General features: G+C 35.3%; 22 protein-coding genes. 12 read left to right on the top strand and 10 right to left on the bottom strand.

The window, feature by feature from the left end; all coding sequences use genetic code 11:
* Nucleotides 1-25 precede the first annotated feature (25 nt).
* The 5 genes from secA to IR213_RS04240 all read left to right on the top strand — a co-directional run bounded on the left by secA (nucleotide 26) and on the right by IR213_RS04240 (nucleotide 7634).
* A complete protein-coding gene (secA, locus tag IR213_RS04260) occupies nucleotides 26-3367 on the top strand; it encodes a preprotein translocase subunit SecA (protein ID WP_194311071.1) in 3342 nt (1113 codons plus the stop codon).
* 164 nt (nucleotides 3368-3531) lie between these two features.
* On the top strand, nucleotides 3532-3882 hold the full coding sequence (locus IR213_RS04255; RefSeq protein ID WP_228479087.1) for a hypothetical protein: 351 nt from the start codon (nucleotides 3532-3534) through the stop codon (nucleotides 3880-3882).
* 102 nt (nucleotides 3883-3984) lie between these two features.
* Nucleotides 3985-4905: a transporter gene (locus tag IR213_RS04250; RefSeq protein WP_194311070.1), complete on the top strand. Its 921-nt coding sequence runs from the start codon at nucleotides 3985-3987 to the stop codon at nucleotides 4903-4905.
* 148 nt (nucleotides 4906-5053) lie between these two features.
* Nucleotides 5054-6229 carry an MFS transporter gene (locus tag IR213_RS04245; RefSeq protein ID WP_194311069.1) on the top strand — a complete coding sequence of 392 codons (1176 nt, stop codon included), beginning with the start codon at nucleotides 5054-5056 and terminating at the stop codon, nucleotides 6227-6229.
* Nucleotides 6230-6386: 157 nt separating this feature from the next.
* Nucleotides 6387-7634, top strand: coding sequence for a hypothetical protein (locus IR213_RS04240; protein WP_194311068.1), 1248 nt, complete (start codon nucleotides 6387-6389; stop codon nucleotides 7632-7634).
* Between the two features lie 118 nt (nucleotides 7635-7752).
* Here the strand turns inward: IR213_RS04240 and IR213_RS04235 are convergent, their stop codons facing one another.
* Together IR213_RS04235 and IR213_RS04230 are read right to left on the bottom strand one after the other, a co-directional pair.
* Nucleotides 7753-8109: a helix-turn-helix domain-containing protein gene (locus IR213_RS04235; protein ID WP_194311067.1), complete on the bottom strand. Its 357-nt coding sequence runs from the start codon at nucleotides 8107-8109 to the stop codon at nucleotides 7753-7755.
* A 4-nt stretch (nucleotides 8110-8113) separates the two neighbouring features.
* Entirely contained in the window at nucleotides 8114-8440 is a 327-nt protein-coding gene (locus IR213_RS04230) for a type II toxin-antitoxin system HigB family toxin (protein WP_194311066.1), read from the bottom strand.
* Nucleotides 8441-8548: 108 nt separating this feature from the next.
* Between IR213_RS04230 and IR213_RS04225 the strand changes: the two genes are divergently transcribed.
* Nucleotides 8549-8896, top strand: coding sequence for a DHCW motif cupin fold protein (locus IR213_RS04225; protein WP_194311065.1), 348 nt, complete (start codon nucleotides 8549-8551; stop codon nucleotides 8894-8896).
* A 362-nt stretch (nucleotides 8897-9258) separates the two neighbouring features.
* Here IR213_RS04225 and IR213_RS04220 read toward each other — a convergent pair whose 3' ends face one another.
* Nucleotides 9259-10722 carry an aminoacyl-histidine dipeptidase gene (locus IR213_RS04220; RefSeq protein ID WP_194311064.1) on the bottom strand — a complete coding sequence of 488 codons (1464 nt, stop codon included), beginning with the start codon at nucleotides 10720-10722 and terminating at the stop codon, nucleotides 9259-9261.
* A gap of 105 nt (nucleotides 10723-10827) precedes the next feature.
* On the opposite strand from IR213_RS04220, the gene IR213_RS04215 reads away from it, so the two are divergent.
* From IR213_RS04215 to IR213_RS04205, 3 genes are all read left to right on the top strand, one after another.
* Nucleotides 10828-11889, top strand: coding sequence for a DUF3810 domain-containing protein (locus IR213_RS04215; RefSeq protein ID WP_194311063.1), 1062 nt, complete (start codon nucleotides 10828-10830; stop codon nucleotides 11887-11889).
* Between the two features lie 10 nt (nucleotides 11890-11899).
* Nucleotides 11900-12463, top strand: a complete 564-nt coding sequence (locus IR213_RS04210; protein ID WP_194311062.1) for a Crp/Fnr family transcriptional regulator — start codon at nucleotides 11900-11902, stop codon at nucleotides 12461-12463.
* A 97-nt stretch (nucleotides 12464-12560) separates the two neighbouring features.
* Entirely contained in the window at nucleotides 12561-13208 is a 648-nt protein-coding gene (locus tag IR213_RS04205) for a hypothetical protein (RefSeq protein ID WP_194311061.1), read from the top strand.
* Between the two features lie 62 nt (nucleotides 13209-13270).
* On the opposite strand, the gene IR213_RS04200 is transcribed toward IR213_RS04205, so the two are convergent.
* Entirely contained in the window at nucleotides 13271-14575 is a 1305-nt protein-coding gene (locus tag IR213_RS04200; protein WP_194311060.1) for an NAD(P)/FAD-dependent oxidoreductase, read from the bottom strand.
* Between the two features lie 314 nt (nucleotides 14576-14889).
* On the opposite strand from IR213_RS04200, the gene IR213_RS04195 reads away from it, so the two are divergent.
* Together IR213_RS04195 and IR213_RS04190 are read left to right on the top strand one after the other, a co-directional pair.
* Nucleotides 14890-15384: an RNA polymerase sigma factor gene (locus tag IR213_RS04195; RefSeq protein ID WP_194311059.1), complete on the top strand. Its 495-nt coding sequence runs from the start codon at nucleotides 14890-14892 to the stop codon at nucleotides 15382-15384.
* A gap of 1 nt (nucleotide 15385) precedes the next feature.
* Nucleotides 15386-16021, top strand: a complete 636-nt coding sequence (locus IR213_RS04190; protein WP_317173113.1) for a hypothetical protein — start codon at nucleotides 15386-15388, stop codon at nucleotides 16019-16021.
* 25 nt (nucleotides 16022-16046) lie between these two features.
* On the opposite strand, the gene IR213_RS04185 is transcribed toward IR213_RS04190, so the two are convergent.
* Nucleotides 16047-16856, bottom strand: a complete 810-nt coding sequence (locus IR213_RS04185) for a lysophospholipid acyltransferase family protein (RefSeq protein WP_194311058.1) — start codon at nucleotides 16854-16856, stop codon at nucleotides 16047-16049.
* 53 nt (nucleotides 16857-16909) lie between these two features.
* Complete coding sequence (locus IR213_RS04180; RefSeq protein ID WP_194311057.1) at nucleotides 16910-17548, bottom strand: NUDIX hydrolase; 639 nt, start codon at nucleotides 17546-17548, stop codon at nucleotides 16910-16912.
* Nucleotides 17549-17637: 89 nt separating this feature from the next.
* Between IR213_RS04180 and IR213_RS04175 the strand changes: the two genes are divergently transcribed.
* The gene (locus IR213_RS04175; RefSeq protein WP_194311056.1) at nucleotides 17638-18081 is read left to right on the top strand and encodes a DUF4268 domain-containing protein; all 444 of its coding nucleotides are present in this window, start codon (nucleotides 17638-17640) and stop codon (nucleotides 18079-18081) included.
* A 23-nt stretch (nucleotides 18082-18104) separates the two neighbouring features.
* Here the strand turns inward: IR213_RS04175 and IR213_RS04170 are convergent, their stop codons facing one another.
* From IR213_RS04170 to guaA, 4 genes are all read right to left on the bottom strand, one after another.
* The gene (locus IR213_RS04170) at nucleotides 18105-18335 is read right to left on the bottom strand and encodes a DUF3820 family protein (RefSeq protein WP_194311055.1); all 231 of its coding nucleotides are present in this window, start codon (nucleotides 18333-18335) and stop codon (nucleotides 18105-18107) included.
* Nucleotides 18336-18482: 147 nt separating this feature from the next.
* Nucleotides 18483-18884, bottom strand: a complete 402-nt coding sequence (locus IR213_RS04165) for an OsmC family protein (protein WP_194311054.1) — start codon at nucleotides 18882-18884, stop codon at nucleotides 18483-18485.
* A 97-nt stretch (nucleotides 18885-18981) separates the two neighbouring features.
* Complete coding sequence (locus IR213_RS04160; RefSeq protein ID WP_194311053.1) at nucleotides 18982-20910, bottom strand: PBP1 and LysM peptidoglycan-binding domain-containing protein; 1929 nt, start codon at nucleotides 20908-20910, stop codon at nucleotides 18982-18984.
* A gap of 137 nt (nucleotides 20911-21047) precedes the next feature.
* Nucleotides 21048-22577 (bottom strand): glutamine-hydrolyzing GMP synthase, encoded by a 1530-nt coding sequence (guaA, locus tag IR213_RS04155; protein WP_194311052.1) that lies wholly within the window; start codon nucleotides 22575-22577, stop codon nucleotides 21048-21050.
* Nucleotides 22578-22606: the final 29 nt, after the last annotated feature.

Raw genomic sequence — 22606 nt, 5'->3', positions numbered from 1 at the left:
TATAAAATAGAAATACAAACATATTATGAGTTTCATAAACAACATCCTTAAAGCCTTTGTAGGTGATAAATCTCAAAAAGATGTCAAAGCTTTACAACCTTATCTAGCAAAAATTAAAACTTTTGAAAGTACTCTAGCCGCATTATCGAATGATGAACTCCGAGCCAGAACCACTTTTTTTAAAGAAAAAATAAAACAAGATCGCGCTGATAAAGACGCAAAAATTGCTTCGCTTAAAATAGAAGCAGAAAGTATCGAAGATATCGACAAACGCGAAGATATTTATGTGGCTATTGATGCTTTAGAAAAAGAAGCCTACGAAATTTCGGAAAAAACTTTAATGGATATACTTCCGGAAGCTTTTGCGGTAGTTAAAGAAACAGCTAAAAGATTTAAGGAAAATACTCAAATAGAAGTAACTGCGACAGCTAAAGACCGAGAACTTTCTGCTACGAAAACCTATATTACACTTGACGGAGACAAGGCTTTTTGGTCAAATTCATGGAATGCTGCCGGAAAGCAAATTACCTGGGATATGATTCATTATGATGTCCAACTGATAGGTGGAATGGTTTTGCATGAAGGTAAAATTGCCGAAATGCAAACGGGTGAAGGAAAAACATTGGTGGCAACTTTGCCTCTTTATTTGAATGCTTTGACTGGAAACGGGGTTCATTTAGTAACTGTAAATGACTACTTGGCTAAACGTGACAGCACTTGGAAAGCTCCTCTTTTCGAATTTCACGGTTTGACTGTGGATTGTATCGATAATCACCAACCCAATTCTGAAGGACGTAAAAAAGCATATGATTCTGATATAACTTACGGAACGAACAACGAATTTGGTTTCGATTATTTAAGAGATAATATGGCGCATTCGCCGGAAGATTTGGTGCAACGAAAACACAATTATGCCATTGTCGATGAGGTGGATTCCGTTTTGATAGATGATGCCAGAACTCCATTGATTATTTCAGGACCGGTACCGGAAGGTGACCGTCACGAATTTAATGAATTGAAACCAAAAATCGAAAACTTGGTAAGTCTTCAAAGACAATTAGCGAATGGTTTTCTCGCTGAGGCCAAAAAATTAATCAAGGAAGGTAATACTAAAGATGGTGGCTTTTTATTATTGAGAGCGCACAGAAGTTTGCCAAAAAATAAAGCATTAATTAAATTTTTAAGTGAAGAAGGAATTAAACAATTGCTTCAAAAAACCGAAAACTCCTATATGCAGGACAACAATCGCGAAATGCCAAAAGTGGATGAAGCTTTGTATTTTGTAATTGAAGAAAAAAACAATCAGGTAGAATTGACTGATAACGGTATTAAATTCCTTTCAGGAGATACAGACAGTAATTTCTTTGTTTTACCAGATATTGGAACTGAAATTGCCGCAATCGAAAAGAAAAATTTATCCAAAGATGAAGAGGCTGAGGAAAAAGAAAAATTATTTCAGGACTTTGGTGTAAAAAGCGAACGTATTCATACTTTGACACAACTTCTAAAAGCCTACACACTTTTCGAAAAAGATGTAGAATACGTGATTATGGACAACAAGATTATGATTGTCGATGAGCAAACAGGTCGTATTATGGATGGTCGTCGTTATTCTGACGGTTTACACCAAGCGATTGAAGCGAAAGAAAGCGTGAAAATAGAGGATGCAACCCAAACTTTTGCAACGGTAACACTTCAGAATTATTTCAGAATGTACAGCAAATTAGCAGGAATGACGGGAACTGCCGTTACCGAAGCAGGTGAGTTGTGGGAAATATACAAATTGGATGTAGTAGAAATTCCTACCAACAGAGGGATGGCTAGAATCGACAAAGAAGATTATATCTACAAAACTACTCGTGAAAAATTTAATGCCGTAATCGAAGATGTAACCGAATTATCAAAAGCGGGAAGACCAGTATTAATTGGTACAACATCAGTTGAAATTTCGGAATTATTGAGTCGAATGCTTAAAATGCGTGGTGTTGTTCACAATGTTTTGAATGCAAAAATGCACAAACAAGAAGCACAAATTGTGGAAGAAGCAGGAAAGTCTGGCGTTGTAACCATTGCTACCAATATGGCTGGTCGTGGAACGGATATCAAACTTTCTGCAGAAGTAAAAGCTGCAGGTGGTTTGGCAATTGTTGGTACTGAACGCCACGATTCACGTCGTGTTGACCGTCAGTTGCGTGGTCGTGCCGGTCGTCAGGGAGACCCAGGAAGTTCACAGTTTTATGTTTCGCTTGAAGACAACCTGATGCGTCTATTTGGTTCTGAAAGAGTTGCGAAAGTGATGGACAGAATGGGATTGCAGGAAGGCGAAGTGATCCAACATTCGATGATGACAAAATCTATCGAAAGGGCACAGAAAAAAGTCGAAGAAAACAACTTTGGTGTCCGTAAGCGTTTGTTAGAATATGATGACGTTATGAATGCACAACGTGAAGTGGTTTACAAACGCCGTCGTCACGCCTTGTTTGGAGAACGCCTAAAAGTGGATATCGCCAATATGCTTTATGACACTTGCGATTTAATCGTAACAGAAAATAAAGCGAACAATGATTTCAAAAACTTTGAATTCGAATTGATTCGGTATTTCTCAATCACTTCCCCAATTTCTGAAAATGATTTCAATAAATTAACTGAAATAGAATTGACAGGAAAAGTGTATAAATCAGCTTTGGCATTTTATACTGAAAAAACAGAACGCAGCGCTAGAGAAGCTTTTCCAATTATTCAAAATGTTTATGAAGATAAAAATAACCAATTTGAACGTATTGTTGTTCCGTTTACCGATGGAATAAAATCATTGAATGTGGTTACTGATTTGAAAAAAGCCTACGAATCAAACGGAAATCAACTGATTGCTGATTTTGAGAAAAACATCACTTTAGCAATTGTTGATGAAGCTTGGAAGAAACATTTACGTAAAATGGACGAGTTGAAACAATCGGTTCAATTAGCGGTACACGAACAAAAAGACCCTTTGCTTATCTATAAATTCGAGGCATACAATTTGTTTAACTCGATGTTGAATGGTGTAAATAAAGAAGTAATTTCGTTCTTGTTTAAAGGTGATTTACCGCAACAACAAGCTCCTGCAATTCAAGAAGCTAAACAAGTTAAAGTTAAAGAAAATTACAAAACAAGTAAAGACGAAATTGTAAATAGCGAAAATTTGAACCACGAAGCTGGACAAACACAACAACGTCAGATTACTGAAACCATAGTTCGTGATCAACCTAAAATTAATCGTAACGATACAGTAACGATTCAAAACGTTGCCAATGGTCAAACACAAGAAATGAAATACAAAAAAGCCGAAAGCTTAATCGCAAACGGAACTTGGGTTTTAGTTCATTAATAAAATTCAGTTTGCAGAAAGCAGGTTTCAGTTTGCAGAAAGCAATACTAAAAAATAATTCAGTCCTCGATTACAAAAGTAGTCGAGGATTTTTTTTTAAGTTTAATCCAAAATATATATATTCGCACTTTAAAATAAAAAGCCTGAAAAAGTATTTCTTCATATTGCTATCCTTCATCATATTGCTTCCTAGTTTTGGGAATATGGTGGTATATGTGACATTTAAAATCAATCAGGATGAAATTTCTAAAACCATTTGTGTCCAAAGAAAAGTAGCCAATAACACTTGTAACGGACGTTGTGAACTTCGAAAAAGTTTAAAAAAATTCGGGGATAACGAAAGAAAAATGGATAATAATCTAAAAGAAAAATCAGAGTTTGTTTATATTCAAAATAGCGTTGAAACCAATATCTATACTCCAAAAAATATAGAAAGTAGAACAATTCTTTTTTCTCATTTCACGAAGAAACCCATCTCGGTTTCAAATACCACTTTTCGTCCACCACTAGTATAATTATTTTTTAGTTTTTCCATTTCAACCCATTTGAAGTGTATTTTTTCATTGTGATAAAGACAATGAAGAGACAGCTATTTTAAAATAATTTACAAAATAAAAATGAAAAAAATATTATTACTTATCGTCCTTTTATATTCTACAGCACAAGTTTATAGCCAATGTGCATGTTGTGCTGCTTCCGGTGCTAGCGCATCGTCAAACGATTTCAACAACGGAATATTTACTTTACCAAAAAACCAATGGGTTCTTGAAAGCAATGCGGATTATAGAACCATCAAAAAAGGAGATGCGCCGGAAGACGAGGAAAAACTCCTTAAAAATATGTTCATAAGCTCATTGGGCATTCGTTATGGTATCACTGATAAAATTACCATTTCGGCATTAGTACCTTATGTTTTTTTACATACAAACTACGGAAATGACAACGGACTTGGTGACTTAGATCTTATGGCGACATATAATCTCTACTCAAAAAACGGTTATGGCTTTGCCGTTCAGGCTGGTGTTGAACTTCCTACTGGAATTCAGAAAGACTCTAACTTCGATAATACAGCAGTGATTGTAGGTTCTGGTTCATATGACCCAATGGTGGGAATCCTGTTTTCAAAACATTGGGACAAAATGACTTTAATTGGCAATGCCCTTTATAAATACACGACCAACGGTTTTCAAGGGAATTATTATGGAAGCATCGCAATTCAAAACCTGGCATTGTCCTATAAAATAAAGGCAGGAGGAAGATTACTCGCCATGGATGAAAAAGGGGAAAAAGATATGTCAAATTTTGGTTGGAATCTTTTTGGAGGTTATTATGGTGAATGGCTCGACAAAATTAAGGAAGATGGCATTGTTGATGAAAACTCCGGCTATTATCTAGGATTTGCCAATTTAGGAACTACTATTTCTTATAAAAAATGGAGTTTCCCTTTAACCATTTCAGCACCTATCATTAATAAAATGAACGGATTGCAAAATGACACAGGCTATCGATTTCGCATCGGAATTATAAAATCACTATAATAAAATTACTAGATTGCATTAGAAGATTTTTAATCTTAATTCATTTAAAAATTTAAAAGCTTCATAACAGGAGCAATAGAATTTCAATCCTTAATTACGAAAGTAGTTGAGGATTTTTTTTACATTTGAGATAAATAAAAGCATTACTATGAAAACCATTACACGCACCGTTTGGATTTTATCATTCGTAAGTTTGTTTACTGATATGGCAAGCGAAATGCTGTATCCCATAATGCCAATATATTTGAAAACCATCGGTTTTTCGATCGTGCTGATTGGGATTCTTGAAGGCGTAGCCGAAGCCATTGCGGGATTGAGCAAAGGTTATTTTGGCAAACTTTCGGATAATTCGGGAAAGCGAGTTCCGTTTGTGCGCATTGGCTATACTTTCAGTGCTCTTTCAAAACCAATGATGGCATTTTTTGTTTATCCGCTTTGGATATTCTTTGCACGAACCATAGACCGTTTCGGAAAAGGAATAAGAACTGGAGCAAGAGATGCCATTCTTTCGAATGAAGCCACTCCTGAAACCAAAGGAAAGGTTTTTGGTTTCCATCGTTCTATGGATACTTTGGGCGCGGTTTTTGGACCATCATTGGCCTTGCTTTATCTCTATTTTTATCCGGAAGATTACAAAACCTTATTTTACATTGCCTTTTTTCCGGGACTTTTTGCCATTTTGGCTTCCTTCTTGCTCAAGGACAAAAACAATACACATCCAAAAGAGAACAAGTCCGCCTCCCTTTTGGCTTCCTTCAACTATTGGAAAGACAGTCCAATATTGTACCGCAAAGTCGTGATTGGATTATTGGCTTTTGCCTTGTTTAATAGTTCGGACGTTTTCTTGCTATTGAAAGCCAAACAATCCGGTTTAAGCGACACCTTGGTCATTGGAATTTACATTTTCTACAACTTGATTTATGCTTTGGGTGCTTTCCCGATTGGAATTCTCGCGGACAAAATTGGATTGAAAAAGACGTTCATCATCGGATTGTCACTATTCGCCATCGTGTATTTAGGAATGGGTTCGAGCACGAATGGTTACGTTTTAGTTGGACTTTTTTTACTTTACGGAATTTATGCCGCTGCCACCGAAGGCATTGCCAAAGCCTGGATCAGCAACATCACCGACAAAAAAGACACGGCCACGGCGATAGGAACTTACGCCGGTTTCCAAAGCATTTGCACGATGCTGGCAAGTTCCTTGGCAGGGTTGATTTGGTACCGATTCGGGGCAAGCGAAACTTTTATGGTTACGGGAGTTGCCACGATTTTGATTTTGCTTTATTTTGTGTTTTGGGCGAAGTTGAAAGCTGAGAAATAGTGAGTTTTACAATCTGAATTTGATTATATTAGTAGAATAATAAGACAATCATCATTTTAATCAATCTGATTTTGAGTAGATTTGTGTGATAAAATTATACTTAAAAAGAAGTTATCAAACATTTTGCAAAGAATCTTATAAAAAAGAATTATTTATAATGTACAATAGAAGGCGAACATCAAGAATATTTGGACAGGGAAGAATAACAGATATTTTTCAAAACTCATTAAATACAATAAAATCAATAATAGAAAATGAAAAAGAAGATTATATTCTAAATGTAAATATCACGGATTATATTGAACATTTTGTCTCAAAATACAAACTAGAAATTCCTGAAATACATTTTGAAGAAGTTTATGCAGACAGTTATGAAGATGAAGTACCTGCAGAATATTTCCCATTTAATTATAATGTTTATCAAGGAGAAGTATATAAAAAAGAAATTATACAATTTTTTATCCCTTGCAGTGGAAATGTAAATCTACTAAATTATACTCCTGCTTCAAGATATTTTATTGGTAGCAGTGGCAGTAATTTTGAAGTTAGAAAAGATACAATTGTAACAGAATTTATCAACTTTTCAAATGATGCAGATGAAATAAATAAACAATTCAAAAATGAACAAAATGGAATTCAAAATGATTATAATTCATTAAAAGTTGATATAGAAAATTTCAATAAAATTCTTGAAAGTGAAACTTCATCTTACATTTCACAGAGAAAACATAAATTACTTTCAAAAAATAATCTTTTATCTTCACTTGGTGTCCCATTAAGAAAAAAAGATAACGTTGTTTCAACATTTGCCGTACCAAAACCGCTATTAAGAGAAAAAATTATTGTAAAGCCAATTGTTCACGAAAAAGGATTTAAACCTGAACCAACACTAGACAATGAAAATTATCAAAAAATATTAAAACTTATAAATGATGTCGGAAAAAACTTTGAAAGAATGCCAAGTCTTTTTAAAGGAAAAGGTGAGGAAGATTTAAGAGATCATATTTTAATGACACTTGATCCAAATTTTGAATTTGGAAGTGTAAGCGGAGAAACATTTAATAAAACAGGAAAAACTGATATTCAATTAAGACATGATAGTTCTGTGATTTTTATTGCAGAATGTAAGTTTTGGAGTGGTGAAAAAAACTATTTATCAACAATAGACCAACTACTTGGATATTTAACTTGGAGAGACACTAAATCGTCAGTTATATTGTTTGTAAATCAGAAAGACATAACTGCAATAATAAAAAAAGTAGAAACTGAAACAAGTAAACATTCAAATTATTTAAGTTTCACAAATAAATCTGATGAAAATTGGTTCAATTTTAGTTTTCACATCAATGGAGACAGGAATAGAGAAGTAAAATTAGCTGTTCAACTTTATCATTTACCAAAATAAGATAACGACAAACTAGAAGTGAAACCCACAAATATCAAAAAAGAACAATACAAATGACTCTCCTATTCCAAACCATAAACTGGAGCAATATAGAAAAAACGGAATAAATCAGAGCCTTTTAAGCACTGTGCAGGAAAACTTCAGCTGGAATACTAAAATAATCTTTCAGTTTTTGCGCCATTTTTAAGGTTATCTCTCGTTTGCCGGAAAGAATTGCAGAAACGTGTCCTTTGCTTCCTATTATGGGCTCAAGATCTTTGGCTTTCAACCCCATTTCCTGCATTTTATATTTGATGACTTCCAATGCGTCGAGCTCTGGCAATTCATAATGCTTTTCGTCATAATCTTTTACCAAAACCAATAGTAAATCCAGCTCATCACCCTCTGGCGTGTTTGGTTCTGCGTGAAATATTTCCATCAGTCGAATTGAAGCTTTATTGTAATCTTCCTCGGTTTTTAATACTTTCCAGTTCATAATTCTATTTTTTATCGGTTAAGATTGCGGTATCAAAAGTAACAGTTCCCGCATTAATCTTGTCATATCCCGCGTGGGTTCCAAACCAAATTACATAGCAAGCCGTTTGCGAAAAATTGATGGAAACCACCAGTCGAAAATCATTTCCTTTTATATTAAAAACAACTCTGTTATGATTAATAACGCTTGCGTTTCCATAAACCTTTTTGAGTTCATTAAAATTGCTGAACTCTAATTTTGAAAACTCATTATACCAAATTAATAATGGCGTTTCAGCCATTGGATATTTTTTGATATAAAATAAAATCGTTTTCTTTACAAGGATTTTCATAAGCAAATGTACTTAAAAGTTTTCAATTTGCAAACTAATTGTTGAGTTATTGAATTTAAAAAAAAAAAAAAAACGAGGATGATTCAACAACCTAAACCATTATTTTAAATGACCATTCCTTTCCAAACCATCGACTGGAGCAACATAGAAAAAACGGAACACAAAGGTGAAACCGGAACTTCGTTTTGGCAAACAATGCAATTTGCCGGACTTCGGGTTCGTAAAGTGAAATATTCCGAAGGTTATCTGGCGGATCATTGGTGCCAAAAAGGGCATATTGTGCATTGCTTAGAAGGCGAATTCATCAGCGAACTGGAAAACGGCGAGCGATTCCATCTTTCGAAAGGAATGACATATATTGTTTCTGACGATTTGAGTTCGCACCGTTCCATTGCTACAAAAGGCGTAACTTTGTTAATCATCGACGGTGATTTTTTGAAAATTGACGAAGTATGAAAAATGCCTGAAACCTTTTTCTTATAAAAAATATTCTTTATATTTACTCCATTAAAAACAGAAAAGTTAACCTTTAAATATACCTATTATGGCAAAAAGTCAAGACGCAAAAAAAACCGTAAAAAAAGAACCTCTTAAGACCGCCAAGGAAAAAAAGGAGGAAAAAAGAGAAAAGAAAAACAGCCCTAAAAGGGATTAGTTTGCTTCTCCAGTTCGACCTTCGGTCTCGGGTGCAGGTCACAGATTGCAGGTGGCAGAAAAAAAGCAGTTTAAAAATGATTCATTTCATTTTTATACTGCTTTAATCATTTCTACAAAATTGTCTGATTTCTATGTGCTGAAATCTGCCACCTGAAATCTGATTACATCTTCACCGGAATATTTTCAAGAATTTCCAATACAAATTTCCAGAATTTCTGGGAAGACTTTATAGAAGCTCTCTCGTCTGGTGAATGCGCTCCCTGAATGGTTGGCCCAAAAGAAATCATATCCATATCAGGATAATTTGTTCCCAGAATTCCACATTCTAATCCAGCGTGACAAGCCACCACTTTTGGTTTTTCGTCGTTTTGTTTTTCATAGATTTTGACCAATAAATCCAATATTTCAGATTTTACATTGGGTGTCCAACCCGGATAAGAACCCGTCAAATTTACTTCGCAGCCGCATAATTCAAAAGCGGAACGCAAGGCATTGGCCAAATCAAACTTAGAAGTTTCAACCGAAGAACGCGTTAAACATCCAATAGAAATTTCGCCATCTTTGATGATAACACGCGCTACATTATTCGAAGTTTCCACTAAATCTTCCATATCGGCAGACATTCGGTAAACGCCATTATGCGCTGCATAAATAGAACGAATAATGCCTTCCTGCACGCCTAAATCCATCACTTTTTGGGGCAAATCGCATTTCACGATTTCGATGGTCAGGTTCGGTTCGGTAGTTTTGAATTCGGTTTTGATGTCATTAATAACTTCCTGCATATCGAAAATATAGGCTTCGTCATACATTCCGGCTATGATAACTTTGGCAATACTTTCCCTTGGAATGGCGTTGCGCAAACTTCCACCGTTAATTTCGGAAACCTGAAGTCCAAAATTTTCGAAAGCATCAAACAACAAACGATTCATAATTTTATTGGCATTCCCCAAACCTTTGTGAATATCCATTCCGGAATGTCCGCCATTTAGACCTTTTACAGTGATGGTATAACCCACAGAATCTTCGGGAGTTTCCTCTTCGTGATATTCCCTAGTAGCTGTAACATCAATTCCTCCGGCGCAACCAATGTCGATTTCGTCATCTTCTTCGGTATCCATATTCAAAAGAATTCCACCTCTCAGAATTCCACCTTTTAGATTCAAAGCACCTGTCATTCCCGTTTCTTCGTCTATCGTAAACAAAGCTTCAATCGCTGGATGTTTGATTTCTTTAGATTCTAAAATTGCCATAATCATCGCCACTCCAAGACCATTATCGGCGCCAAGTGTTGTTCCTCGCGCACGCACCCAATCCCCGTCTACATACATATCGATTCCTTGGGTATCGAAATCGAAAACGGTATCAGAATTTTTTTGATGTACCATATCCAAGTGCCCTTGGAGCACTAATGCTTTACGATTTTCCATTCCTGCAGTTGCTGGTTTTCGGATAATTACGTTGCGAATTTCATCTTCAAAAGTTTCTAATCCTAAAGAATTACCGAAGTTTTTCATAAATTCAATAACTCGATCTTCTTTTTTAGAAGGCCGAGGAACTGCGTTTAAATCGGCAAATTTGTTCCAAAGTGCTTTGGGTTCCAGATCTCTTATTTCTTGGCTCATTATATATTTTTTTTAATTATAGTTTAAAATTCGAAAGTTCAAAGTTAGAATAATGTATTTTAAAAGTCATTTATTTTGTGCTAATTTTACAAAAATTCATTTTAAATGCAACGCAAATACATTCTTCCACTATTCCTACTGATCCAGATTCTGGTTTTGCAAATCATTCCGTTTTTTCCCGAGTTTGTGGAACGATTTTACAGCAATGGATTGTATGTGTTTACTTCTAAAATTTCACGGCAAACATTGGGGAAACTTCCGTTTTCTTTTGGAGATATTATCTATGGAATCGTGATTATTTATGTATTGAAATCGATTTGGGACAGCCGAAAATCTTGGCGATTCGAAAAGAGAAACACCGCTTTGAAAATAGTAGGCATACTGTCAGTGATCTATTTCCTTTTCCATTTCTTGTGGGCAATGAATTATTACCGCCAACCGCTATTCGAAAAAATGAAAATAGAAAGGGATTATACGGATGCAGATTTATTGACTTTCACCAAAAAACTAATTGCCAAAACAAACGAAATTCAAAGCCAAATTATGAAAGACGACAGCTCAAAAGTTGTATTTCCCTATTCGCAAGAACAGGTTTTCGAGATGAATTTAAATGGCTATAAAAAGCTTTCCGACCAATATGCTTTCTTTGAATACACGAATCCCAGCATCAAGAAGTCACTTTTTAGTTTGCCTTTGACTTATATGGGTTTTGGCGGATATTTGAATCCGTTTACCAATGAAGCACAAGTAAATTATTTGATGCCAATGTACAATTCACCAACGACCTCTTGCCACGAAATGGCGCACCAAATGGGTTTTGCCAGCGAAAGCGAATGCAATTTCATCGGGTTTCTGGCTTCCGTGAAAAATGATGATTTGTATTTTAAATATTCGGGATACAGTACTGCATTGCGTTATTGTTTGGCCAATTGGCAAGTTCGTGACGAAAAAGTTTTTGAAGAACTACTGAAAACTGTTCATCCCGGAATCCTGGAAAACTACCAGGAAAGCGAGGATTTCTGGAAACAATACGACACTTTTATAGACAAGGGTTTCCATATTTTTTACGACAATTTCCTGAAATTCAATCAACAAAAAGACGGTATGGAAAGTTACAGCAAATTCGTGAATTTGATGGTGAATTATTATAAAGACAAAAAATTATAACAGTAGGAATATGGAAAAAGTGAAAACATATTTTCAGGAGATTGGATTTGAGGGAGAAAGCCTGAACAGAATTTTGGATGCCTTTACCTATCAAGAATTCGAAAAAAATGATTTCGTTGTTGAATATGGAAAAACCAGCAGACATATAGGTTTTATAGAAAGTGGCCTGTTTCAATATTATGTCATAAAAGAGGGGGAAGAAAAAACCACTTATGTGTCGATTACCAATACTTTTTTCGCTTCACTACTAAGTTTTATAAGTGAAAAACCCGCCCTTGAAAACGTAAAGGCATTCACTAAAGGAAGTATTTCACTCATAAGCAAAACGGAACTTAAACAATTAGTGAACGAAGTTCCAGGCTTCAAAGATTTTTATATTGGGCTACTCGAAAGTTCGATTTGCGGCATTGATTCAAGTCGGTTTGACTTAATTGTACTCACGGCAGAGCAACGTTATGCCAAAATGCTGCAAACCGAACCGCATTTGTTACAACAAATACCGCTATTACATCTTGCCTCGATGCTTGGAGTAACGCCACGTCATTTGAGTAGAATTCGCAGTAATATCAAATAATTTGATTTATGGACATTTGTCCAGTTAGTTGTTGTCCCTTCACCCGAATTTTGCATCGTTAATTAAAAACATAAACAATATGCAAAATTTTACAACTATGAAACATTTTACAATTACACTCGCTTTTATTTTTGGATTAAGCAACCACGGATTTTCACAAACTATTGAACCTTCAACTTCTGACTCGAGCCTTCAGGACGAACAGACGCAGCCAAAAAAGGAATGGAAAATTTTTTCTGAACTTGATTTGGGGTTATTAGCATTGACAGGCGGAATTGGCAGTTATTCTGGAGTACGCAAAGGACCACATAGTTTTGAAGTGGGTTATCAAAAATTCAAAAGTCCTGAAGGGTTTGGGGGTACACCAGAAGGATTTGATTTGAAAGTAGATTATATTTATTCTGTACATTATAGCTATTTTTGGAATGGCAAAACCGACAAAGGATTGTATACCCGCATTATGTACCAAAATAAAAAACAAATCGTGACAGAGGAAAGCACGGGCATCTCGGAAAATTTATATTCTGATTTAGTTGGAGTTGAGCTTGGCTATATCTTTCGCATTTACAAGGGATTATATGTAATGCCAAGAATTGGCGCCTTATACTACCTTAAAAGCCCACAAGGGAAAGACAACAATCCGGTTCCTGTTGGGGATAGCTTTTATGACAATGACAGACATAAAACTTGGGATACTTACTTTATTCCGACCGTTTCTATTGGATATTCTTTTCCAATAAACTAAGCTGCAAATTCTTATTGGGAACCAAGATTCAAAAAGGGATAACAAATCGTTATCCTTTTATATTAAACCTCGTCACTCGTAAAAGTGACAAAACTTTTCTTTTTGAACGGGCGAATAATCAATCGGCCTTCACGGTCAAAACGGATGTAGTTGTAAACCCAATTCAAGAAAACCACGGCCTTTTTTTTGAATCCAATGAGGGAGAACAAATGCACGAACATCCAGACAAACCAGGCAAAAACACCACTGAAATGGTAATGCGGCAAATCGACAACAGCCTTGTTGCGACCAATGGTTGCCATTGCACCTTTGTCTTTATACTTGAAAGCTTCCATTGGTTGATTGTCTACTAATCTGGCCAAATTTTCTCCCAGTAATTTTCCTTGTTGCAAGGCCGGTTGCGCCATCATGGGGTGACCTCGCGGATACTCTTCGAGTTCCATCAGCGCAATATCGCCCACGGCAAAAATGGTATCGTAACCCACGACTTGATTGTATTGATTTACCCGGATGCGTTTTACATTTTCAACAAGGGATTTGGCATCAAGACCTGCAACGACAGCACCTTTAACTCCTGCAGTCCAGATTACGGTGGCGGTTTCGAAAGTTAAATCGGAATTGGTGGTAATGGTGCGACCGTCATAATTAGTGACACGGACATTTTTCCAGATTTTTACGCCTAATTTTATCAGGAACTTCTCGGCTTCTTGCGATGATTTCTCGCTCATCGAATCCAAGATTCTGTCGCCTCCTTGAACGAGATTGATTTCCATTTTGGCAATATCGAGATCGGGATAATCTTTTTGGAGGATTTCTTTTTTCATTTCGGCAAGAGCGCCGGCAAGCTCCACGCCTGTTGGTCCACCACCCACGAGTACAAAATTGATTAAACTATTTTTTTCGGTGCTGTCATTCATCAGAACGGCTTGTTCGAAATTCTCTAGAATCAGGCTTCGAATATTGAGCGATTGCGGAATGGTTTTCATCGCCATCGAATTGCGTTCAATTTCTTTGTTGCCAAAATAATTAGTTTTGGAACCTGTAGCAATTACGAGATAATCATAACTTAAATCTCCTATTTCGGTGATTACTTTTTTATTTTCGGTATCAATTTCCTTTACTAAAGTGAGTCGAAAATAGAAATCGTCGAATTCCTGAATGACTTTCCGAATGGGATATGCGATAGAACCGGCTTCGAGACCGCCAGTGGCGACTTGATACAATAAGGGTTGAAATGTATGATAATTGTGTTTGTCCAATAGAACAACCTGCATCTTTTTGTTTCGCAATTGTTTGGCTAATGCAATTCCTGCAAAACCTCCGCCGATAATGACTATTCCGGGATTTTCTGATTTTGGAATGTTCATATTTTTGTCGTTGAATTACAAATATACGAAGTTTAGTTTTAAAGCTTTTCGGGGAAGTTTATAAAGAAAATAAAAGGTTTAGAATAGCCCAGATTACTTCACATAGCTTTTATTTTCATTGGAGTTCAGTGAACTTCGTTTGAAGTGAAAATCCTTTTTTTTACAGACCTATAAGGTTTTAAAAACCTTATAGGCTTAAAAAAAGATTGCAACGAAAAGCGGGACGACTGTATATTAAAAACACGAAACTTTGTGCTCCTGAAAAAAAACACTTAATTTGTAACAAAATATGTCTTTTGTCCACTAACAATACTATGAGCGACAGTTTAGAACAATCATTTGTGAAGCAATTGAAGACCAACCAGAATATAATCCACAAAATTTGTAGGTTGTATACGAATGGTGAGGATGCACACAAGGATTTGTTTCAGGAGATTACTATCCAGTTGTGGAAGGCGTTCCCGAAGTTTCGTGGCGACAGCAAGTTTTCGACTTGGGCGTATCGTGTGGCTTTGAACACGGCGATTACTTTGTACCGGAAAAGTAGCCGAGCCATAAAAACGGTGGATTATGAAAATCATCAATTTTTTATTGGGCAGGAGGATTATAATTATGAAGAAGAAGAACGGCTGAAGCTGATGTACAAAGCGGTATATCAATTAAACGATATTGAAAAAGCTTTGGTTTTTATGTATCTTGAAGACAAGGATTATGCAGAAATATCGGAAACATTGGGAATTACGGAAGTGAATGCAAGGGTTAAAATGAATAGAATTAAAGGGAAATTAAAAAAAATATTAAATCCTTAACATGATTATGGAAGAGCTGGATTTATTGAAAAAAGATTGGCAAAAAAACGCCGCTTTTGAACAGGTTTCAGAAGGCGAAATTTACAAGATGCTGCACATGAAATCATCCTCAATCGTGAAGTGGATTTTTATTATTAGCATTCTGGAGATTTTGCTTTGGACAATGATTAGCGTATTTTTTAATACTGACGATTATTTGAAAAACACTAAATATGAAGAACTAAACGTCTATTTTGAAGGGTTGACGGTTTTAAATTATGCGGTAATATTGGTTTTCATTTATTTGTTTTATAAAAATTATGTTTCCATTTCGACCACCGTATCTACAAAACAGTTGATGAAAGACATTCTTAAAAGCAGAAAAACAGTGCAATGCTATGTTTGGTACAATCTTGGAATGGTTGTTTTGAGTTTAATAATTGGCTTTTTAATTGCTTTTACTTCCAATCCAGAAGTAATGGTTTTGAGAGATAAAATCGCCAGTGACGGAAAGATTATGGTAATCACGATAGGGATTTTGATTTTGACAATTGCTGTGTTTTTGAGTCTTTTTTGGTTATTTTACAAATTGCTTTACGGAATTTTACTCAAAAGATTGTATAGGAATTATAACGAATTAAAGAAAATAGATTTATAAAAAAGAGGCAATTGCCTCTTTTTTATTAATATTCCCATTTTCTTAATTTGTTAAGTTCTTCTGCTTCTTTTAATTCTTGGGCAGGAATCACTTTTAAAAATGATGGATGTTGCTCGATTGCATATTCAATTTTTTCGACAATTTGATCGATGGTATCGTTGTCATAATCAATTTCTAAAGGTGGTTTGATGGTGAATGATTGCAGAATGCCTTTCTTTTTCATACGCAATCCTTTTTTGTCAAACGAACGACGGAATCCATCAATTACTATTGGAACTACGATAGGTCTGTGTTGTTTTATGATATGTGCGGTTCCTTTTCGAACAGGTTTAAATGACTTTGTTGTTCCTTGCGGAAAAGTAATTACCCAGCCATCATTTAATGCGATTTTAATATTTTCAGTGTCGCTAGGATTCACATCGCGCTTTTCGGTAACATCTTTACCGCAAGAACGCCAAGTTCTTTCGACGGTAATAGCTCCAATGTAGGACAAAATTCTTGGCAATAATCCTGCTTGCATAGTTTCTTTAGCAGCTACATAATAAATATTCATCTTGGGTTTCCAGATATATCCAATATTTTTTATGGAATCTTGACGACCACTCAAACTGGCATTAAATACATGAAACATGGCGACCACATCAGCAAAATAAGTTTGATGATTGGATATAAAAAGGACATTTGTATCTGGTAATGCAGGTATTATTTCTGAACCCTCTATTTGCAAACTATTAAACCCTCTATAGCGTCTATGCGTCAAAATTGCAAAAATATGTATCAAAAATCTTTTAATAAAAAGGATGTGTCCAAATGGATTTCTCTTAAATAATCCCATAGAAAATTGTGCTTTGTGTATATTTGGAGGACAAACTTACGAAAACTAATAAATTAAAGCACCTTTTTTAAGACTTCTTTCAATTCACTCAACATCATAGCCGTTGCACCCCAAACTATATGCTCATTAATTTTAAAAGCCGGAATAAGCATATTTTCAGCATAAGAAGTTGAAATTTGTGTACTTACAACTAAATTATCATCCAAAAAAATAGATAATGGCAATTCGATTATTTTCGCAACTTCATTAACATCAGGAATAAAAATAATTTCCTCTCTACAAATTCCCAGATAAGGGTATACCATAAAATTACTGGGTTGAATGTACAAATTAGTAAAAGGCATTATGATTTCAATGCTTTCGGGATGAATTCCAATTTCCTCGTGGGTTTCTCGTAAAGCAGTTTGTTCAAAAGTTTGATCTCCTGATTCATATTTTCCGCCGGGAAAAGCTATTTGGGCAGAATGCACACCTTCATAAGAATTTCGGACAATAAGAACCAAATGTGTTCTTCCATTTTTAGGATAAAACAACATCATCACTGCAGCAATTTTTGGGTTTTTAGTTTCAATTTTAATGTTTTTCATTCCTTCAATTCTTTCTAACGGAGCCATTCTGAAATGTGCTTCAATGCCAGGAAGGGTAACTTCCAAAAATTTAGGAACATATTTTAAAAAATCTTGAAAATCCATAATCAAAGTCTATTTTTGTAAACCAAAATGTATTGAAAATATAAATATAGCGTTTTACAAATTTACCAAAATAAAAACTAACTAATAAAATGTATAGCAAAGAGGAAACTCAAAGATTAAAGCGAGAATTCTGGATTGATTTTGCAGAAAAATATCCTCGAAAATGGGTCTTATATGATACAAAAATCAAGGACTTTTCGTTTAAATTTTATGTTGACAACAAAAAAGCCCAGATTCTAATTGACATTGAGCATCGAAATGATGACAAGCGAAAAATCTATTTTGAAAAACTGGAATCTTTAAGAAGCATTTTGGAAGATGATTTTGTAAAAGACCTTGTTTTTGAGAAAAACTTTGTGCTTGAAAACGGCAAAACCATCAGTCGTATTTGGGTTGAAAAAACCGGAGTAAGTGTCAGCAATAGAAAGTATTGGAATGAAATATTTGACTTTTTCAACGAGAAAATGCATGCCCTCGAAATGTTCTATTTAGAATATGGAGATTACATTCGGGATTTGGAAACTAATACATAAAAACGAAAGGTTTTATGTTTAAACTATGGTTTTGGATACCGTTTCCGAATATTTCTTATTAACTCCTCAAGTCCGTTGAGTTTTAGTTCATAAATGAGCTGTAGTTGCTCTCCCAGTTCTCCTTTTGGAAAACCTTTGTTGGAGTACCAAACCACATAATATTCCGGCAAATCGATAAGATATTTGCCTTCGTATTTGCCAAAAGGCATTTTGGTATGAGCAAGTTTGATGAGTTGTTTTTGGTTTTGATCCAAGTTTAAAAGTTTAAGGTTTTGTCAGCAAACTAAATGGTATTTAATCTTTTATTATTATATTTAAGATTAAAACTCACTTAAATAAGTACTATTTCGTCAGAATGACAGATTTATAGGATTCTAATCTAGAAAAATTAAACACAAGTTTTACAACCAATTAAAACTAATCCTCTTATCAATTTCTCTATTCAAACTCAGAAAAACGGGACAAGTCATTGCAGTTCTTTCAAGAATAGTTTTTGTTTTTTCATCTGTAGCGACATTCATATCAAAAACAATTTCGATAGCGCTGATTCTTCTTGGTTCGGCTTGCATAATTTTGGTTACTTCGGCTGTGGAACCTTTGAAATCAACGTTTAAATCTCGTGCTTTTATTCCCATAACAGTCATCATACAACTGGCCAAAGCATTGGCAACTGTATCTGTTGGCGAAAAAGCCTCACCTTTTCCGTTGTTGTCCAGTGGTGCATCTGAGATGATTTCGCTACCGGATTGCAAATGTATCGACGAGGTTCTTAAATCGCCTAAATAAGTTACTTTTGAGGTCATTGTAGAAGTTATGAGTTATGAGTTATGAGTTATGGTAATGGGTTATGGGTTATGCAACTGATACTAGTCTTAATACTCAATACTTCAGTCTTAATACTTAATTCGCTTCTTTTATGGTTAAATCGGTGTCGTAATACAAGATATAAATCCCTTTATTGGTGTAACCACCGTCTGCTTTTTTGTAATATTCAAACTTGTTGTCCACTTGTTCAGTTGCAATAGAATCAGCGGTTTCCTGATAACTTTTATCTTGCGACAATCGCATCATGGTATCAAAAGTCACATCAAAACCACGAGTGGCATACGTGCTTGGAGAAATTTTGTTGTCCTTTCTATATTCTTTTTCGAAAATTTTAGCTTCAGGAGATTCGTTTTCACGAGTTATGGATGGATACATCAAATTTAGTTTCGTCAGATTTTCAAAATTAATTTCGTCGGTATCCAAAGTTTCGTTAGGTTCTAAAATAACCAACTGCACTTTGTAATTTGCCATAACGCTCATCATAGCTGCCATAGTTGATTTTATCATTCCGGTATTGGCAGTTTCCATAACCACATAATTCGTTTTGTCTTTTACAAATAAACCTTTCAGACTTTCGACAGATACGCTTCCGTTTTCAAGGAGAGATGCAAATTTTACATCCGAATGGTTTTGTTGAATATATTGCCTAACAGATTCTTTTTTCTTATCGACAACCGCAATTATATTTCCACCTTTCAACCTCATAAAATCAAACATAGCATTTTTTAAAGCTTCATTGGTTGGGATTGTTTGGTACAAATTTGGAAATGCATTTCCAATGTCTTTTGACAAAGGAGAAATCACGGGGACATTATTTTTACCTAATAATTCGGCAGTTTTTTCGACATTATTTTGGTAAAAAGGACCAATTATGGCATCAGCCGTTTCCAGATTATTTTCCTGGTTAATACTTAAAATATTCGAAGCGTTTTTAGTTTCTTGGGAATCAAATATTTTAACGTCAACATTAATTCCAAGGCTTCTTGCAGAATCAATAGCCATTAAAGCCCCTGAATAAAAATCCAAAATTATATTCAAAAACTTGTCTTTTTTCAATCGCATTGAAGTAGAATTTACGGTATCGCCTTCAATCTTTGACATATTGAAAGGCAACAATAAAACCAGTTTTTTTCTGTCATTAGAATTGCTGTTTTTCGACAAAGAAGCATATGTTTTTTTAGTTTCTGTTTCTTGTGGAATTGAAGCTGTTGACGGTACTTTTAAAATCATTCCTACTTCAACGGCATTGGCCAAAGCCGGATTCAATTTAACCAATTCGTCTTGTCCCAAACCGGACATTTTTGACAGGCTGTATAAAGTTTCTTTGGGTTTTACCTTGTAGTTTACGTAATTAATAGTCGGAGAAACTTTAGGAGAAATTGGTTTCGGCATTTCTTTTTTAGGTTCCACTGCTGAAACTTTTTCGGTTTTCGGAGCGTTTCCTTTAATTATCAATTTGTATCCAATGGTTAAATTAGGAATCACTTCTGGATTTCTTTTTTCCAATTCTTCGATTGTAATCCCGTATTGCTTTGCAATGGAATATTTCGTTTCTTTTGGAAGTACTTCGTGATAAACTACTTTTTCGGGAGTTGATGCCACAGTTTTCGAACTTGTATTCGATGGAATAATAAGCGTTTGTCCTATTTGCAATCCTAATTTTTCTAATTCAGGATTGGCTTTCTTCAAAGCTTCATCTGAAACATTGTATTTTTTTTCGATGCCAAATAAGGTTTCTTTTGGCTCCACTTTGTGAGTTACCGCTTTTGCAGTTGCTTTTTGCATCCCTGCTTTTTTTGGAATAAGCAAAACGCTATCCGGCTTCAAACCAGCCTGTGCATCCGGATTTAGTTTATAAATATCATAAGGAGTGACATTATATTTTTGGGCAATTTGTGCAACAGTCTCCCCTTTTTCAACCTTATGAGTTGTGTTTTTTTCCTGTGAAAAACCGTTAAAAGAAAAAACCAAAATAGCCAAACAAACCGTTATAAAATATTTCATCCTTTTGATATTGTAAAAAATTAGTTTTTCAAAGATAGCAAAACGGCATCAAATTTTATTCCTAAAATTGATACCGTTTTTTATATAATTCACATTAAATTAATCCTGCAGGAAATGAATAAAAATATGACACTATTTTATTCCCACTCTATTGTTGCTGGCGGTTTTGAGCTTATGTCATAAACTACTCGGTTAACTCCTTTTACTTTATTGATAATGTCATTAGACACTTTCATCAAGAAATCATAAGGCAAATGCACCCAGTCTGCGGTCATTCCGTCTGTAGATTCAACGGCACGAAGCGCTACCACTTTTTCGTAAGTACGCTCATCACCCATTACTCCAACGCTATTCACGGGAAGCAAAATCGCTCCGGCTTGCCAAACTTTATCATACAATCCCCAAGACTTTAATCCGTCGATAAAAACTTTGTCTACGTCTTGCAAGATTTGTACTTTTTCGGGTGTGATATCTCCCAAAATACGAATGGATAATCCTGGACCCGGAAAAGGATGTCTTCCCAACAATTCTGGATCAATACCTAAAGTTGCTCCTACTCTACGCACTTCGTCTTTGAAAAGCATTCGCAAAGGTTCCACAATTTTTAATTTCATGTAATCAGGCAAACCGCCCACATTATGGTGCGATTTTATGGTTGCCGATGGTCCTTTTACCGAAACTGATTCGATAACATCAGGATAAATAGTTCCTTGAGCCAACCATTTTACGTCTTCAATAAGGTGAGATTCATCGTCGAAAACTTCGATAAATACACGCCCGATGATTTTACGTTTGGTTTCAGGATCGCTTACTCCGGCCAGTTCAGACAGAAAACGATCTCCTGAATCAACTCCTTTCACGTTCAATCCCATTCCTTTGTATTGGTCTAAAACCGATTGGAATTCATTCTTGCGAAGCAAACCATTATTTACGAAAATGCAATACAGATTTTTGCCAATGGCTTGGTGCAATAAAACCGCTGCCACAGTAGAATCTACACCACCCGAAAGTCCAAGAACTACTTTGTCGTCTTTTACTTTTTCTTTTAATTCCGCTACCATTTCTTCGACAAAAGCATTTGGCGTGAAGTTTTGGGGAACCTGGGCAATTTTTACCAAGAAATTCTCCAACATTTTGGATCCATCCGTAGAGTGGAAAACTTCAGGATGGTATTGAATGGCATACGTTGTTTCTCCTTCAATTTTGTATGCGGCATATTCAACATCGTGTGTGCTTGCGAGTTTTATTCCATTAGTAGGTAACGCTTTGACACTATCACTATGACTCATCCAGACTTGGCTGTTTTCAGAAACGCCTTCAAAGAAAACTTCGTCCTCTTTAATATACGACAAGTTGGCTCTACCGTATTCTCTTGTGTTAGATGCCGCAACTTCGCCTCCACTAAAATGGGCTAAATATTGTGCTCCGTAACAAACGGCAAGCATTGGTAATTTTCCTCTAATTTGTGATAAATCTGGGTGTGGAGCATCTTCTCCGCGAACAGAAAATGGGCTTCCGCCAAGGATTACTGCTTTATATGATGATAAATCATCCGGAAAATGATTGTAAGGAAAAATTTCGCAGAAAATATTTAATTCGCGAACTCTTCGGGCAATAAGTTGTGTGTATTGCGATCCGAAATCTAAAATAAGTACGTTGTGTTGCATTTTGCAAAAATACTTTATATAATCGGAAT

The organism is Flavobacterium soyangense (assembly GCF_015277675.1).
Taxonomy (GTDB): domain Bacteria; phylum Bacteroidota; class Bacteroidia; order Flavobacteriales; family Flavobacteriaceae; genus Flavobacterium; species Flavobacterium soyangense.
Note: the sequence above shows the minus strand (reverse complement) of the source record. Positions and strands in the feature narration are given on the sequence as shown.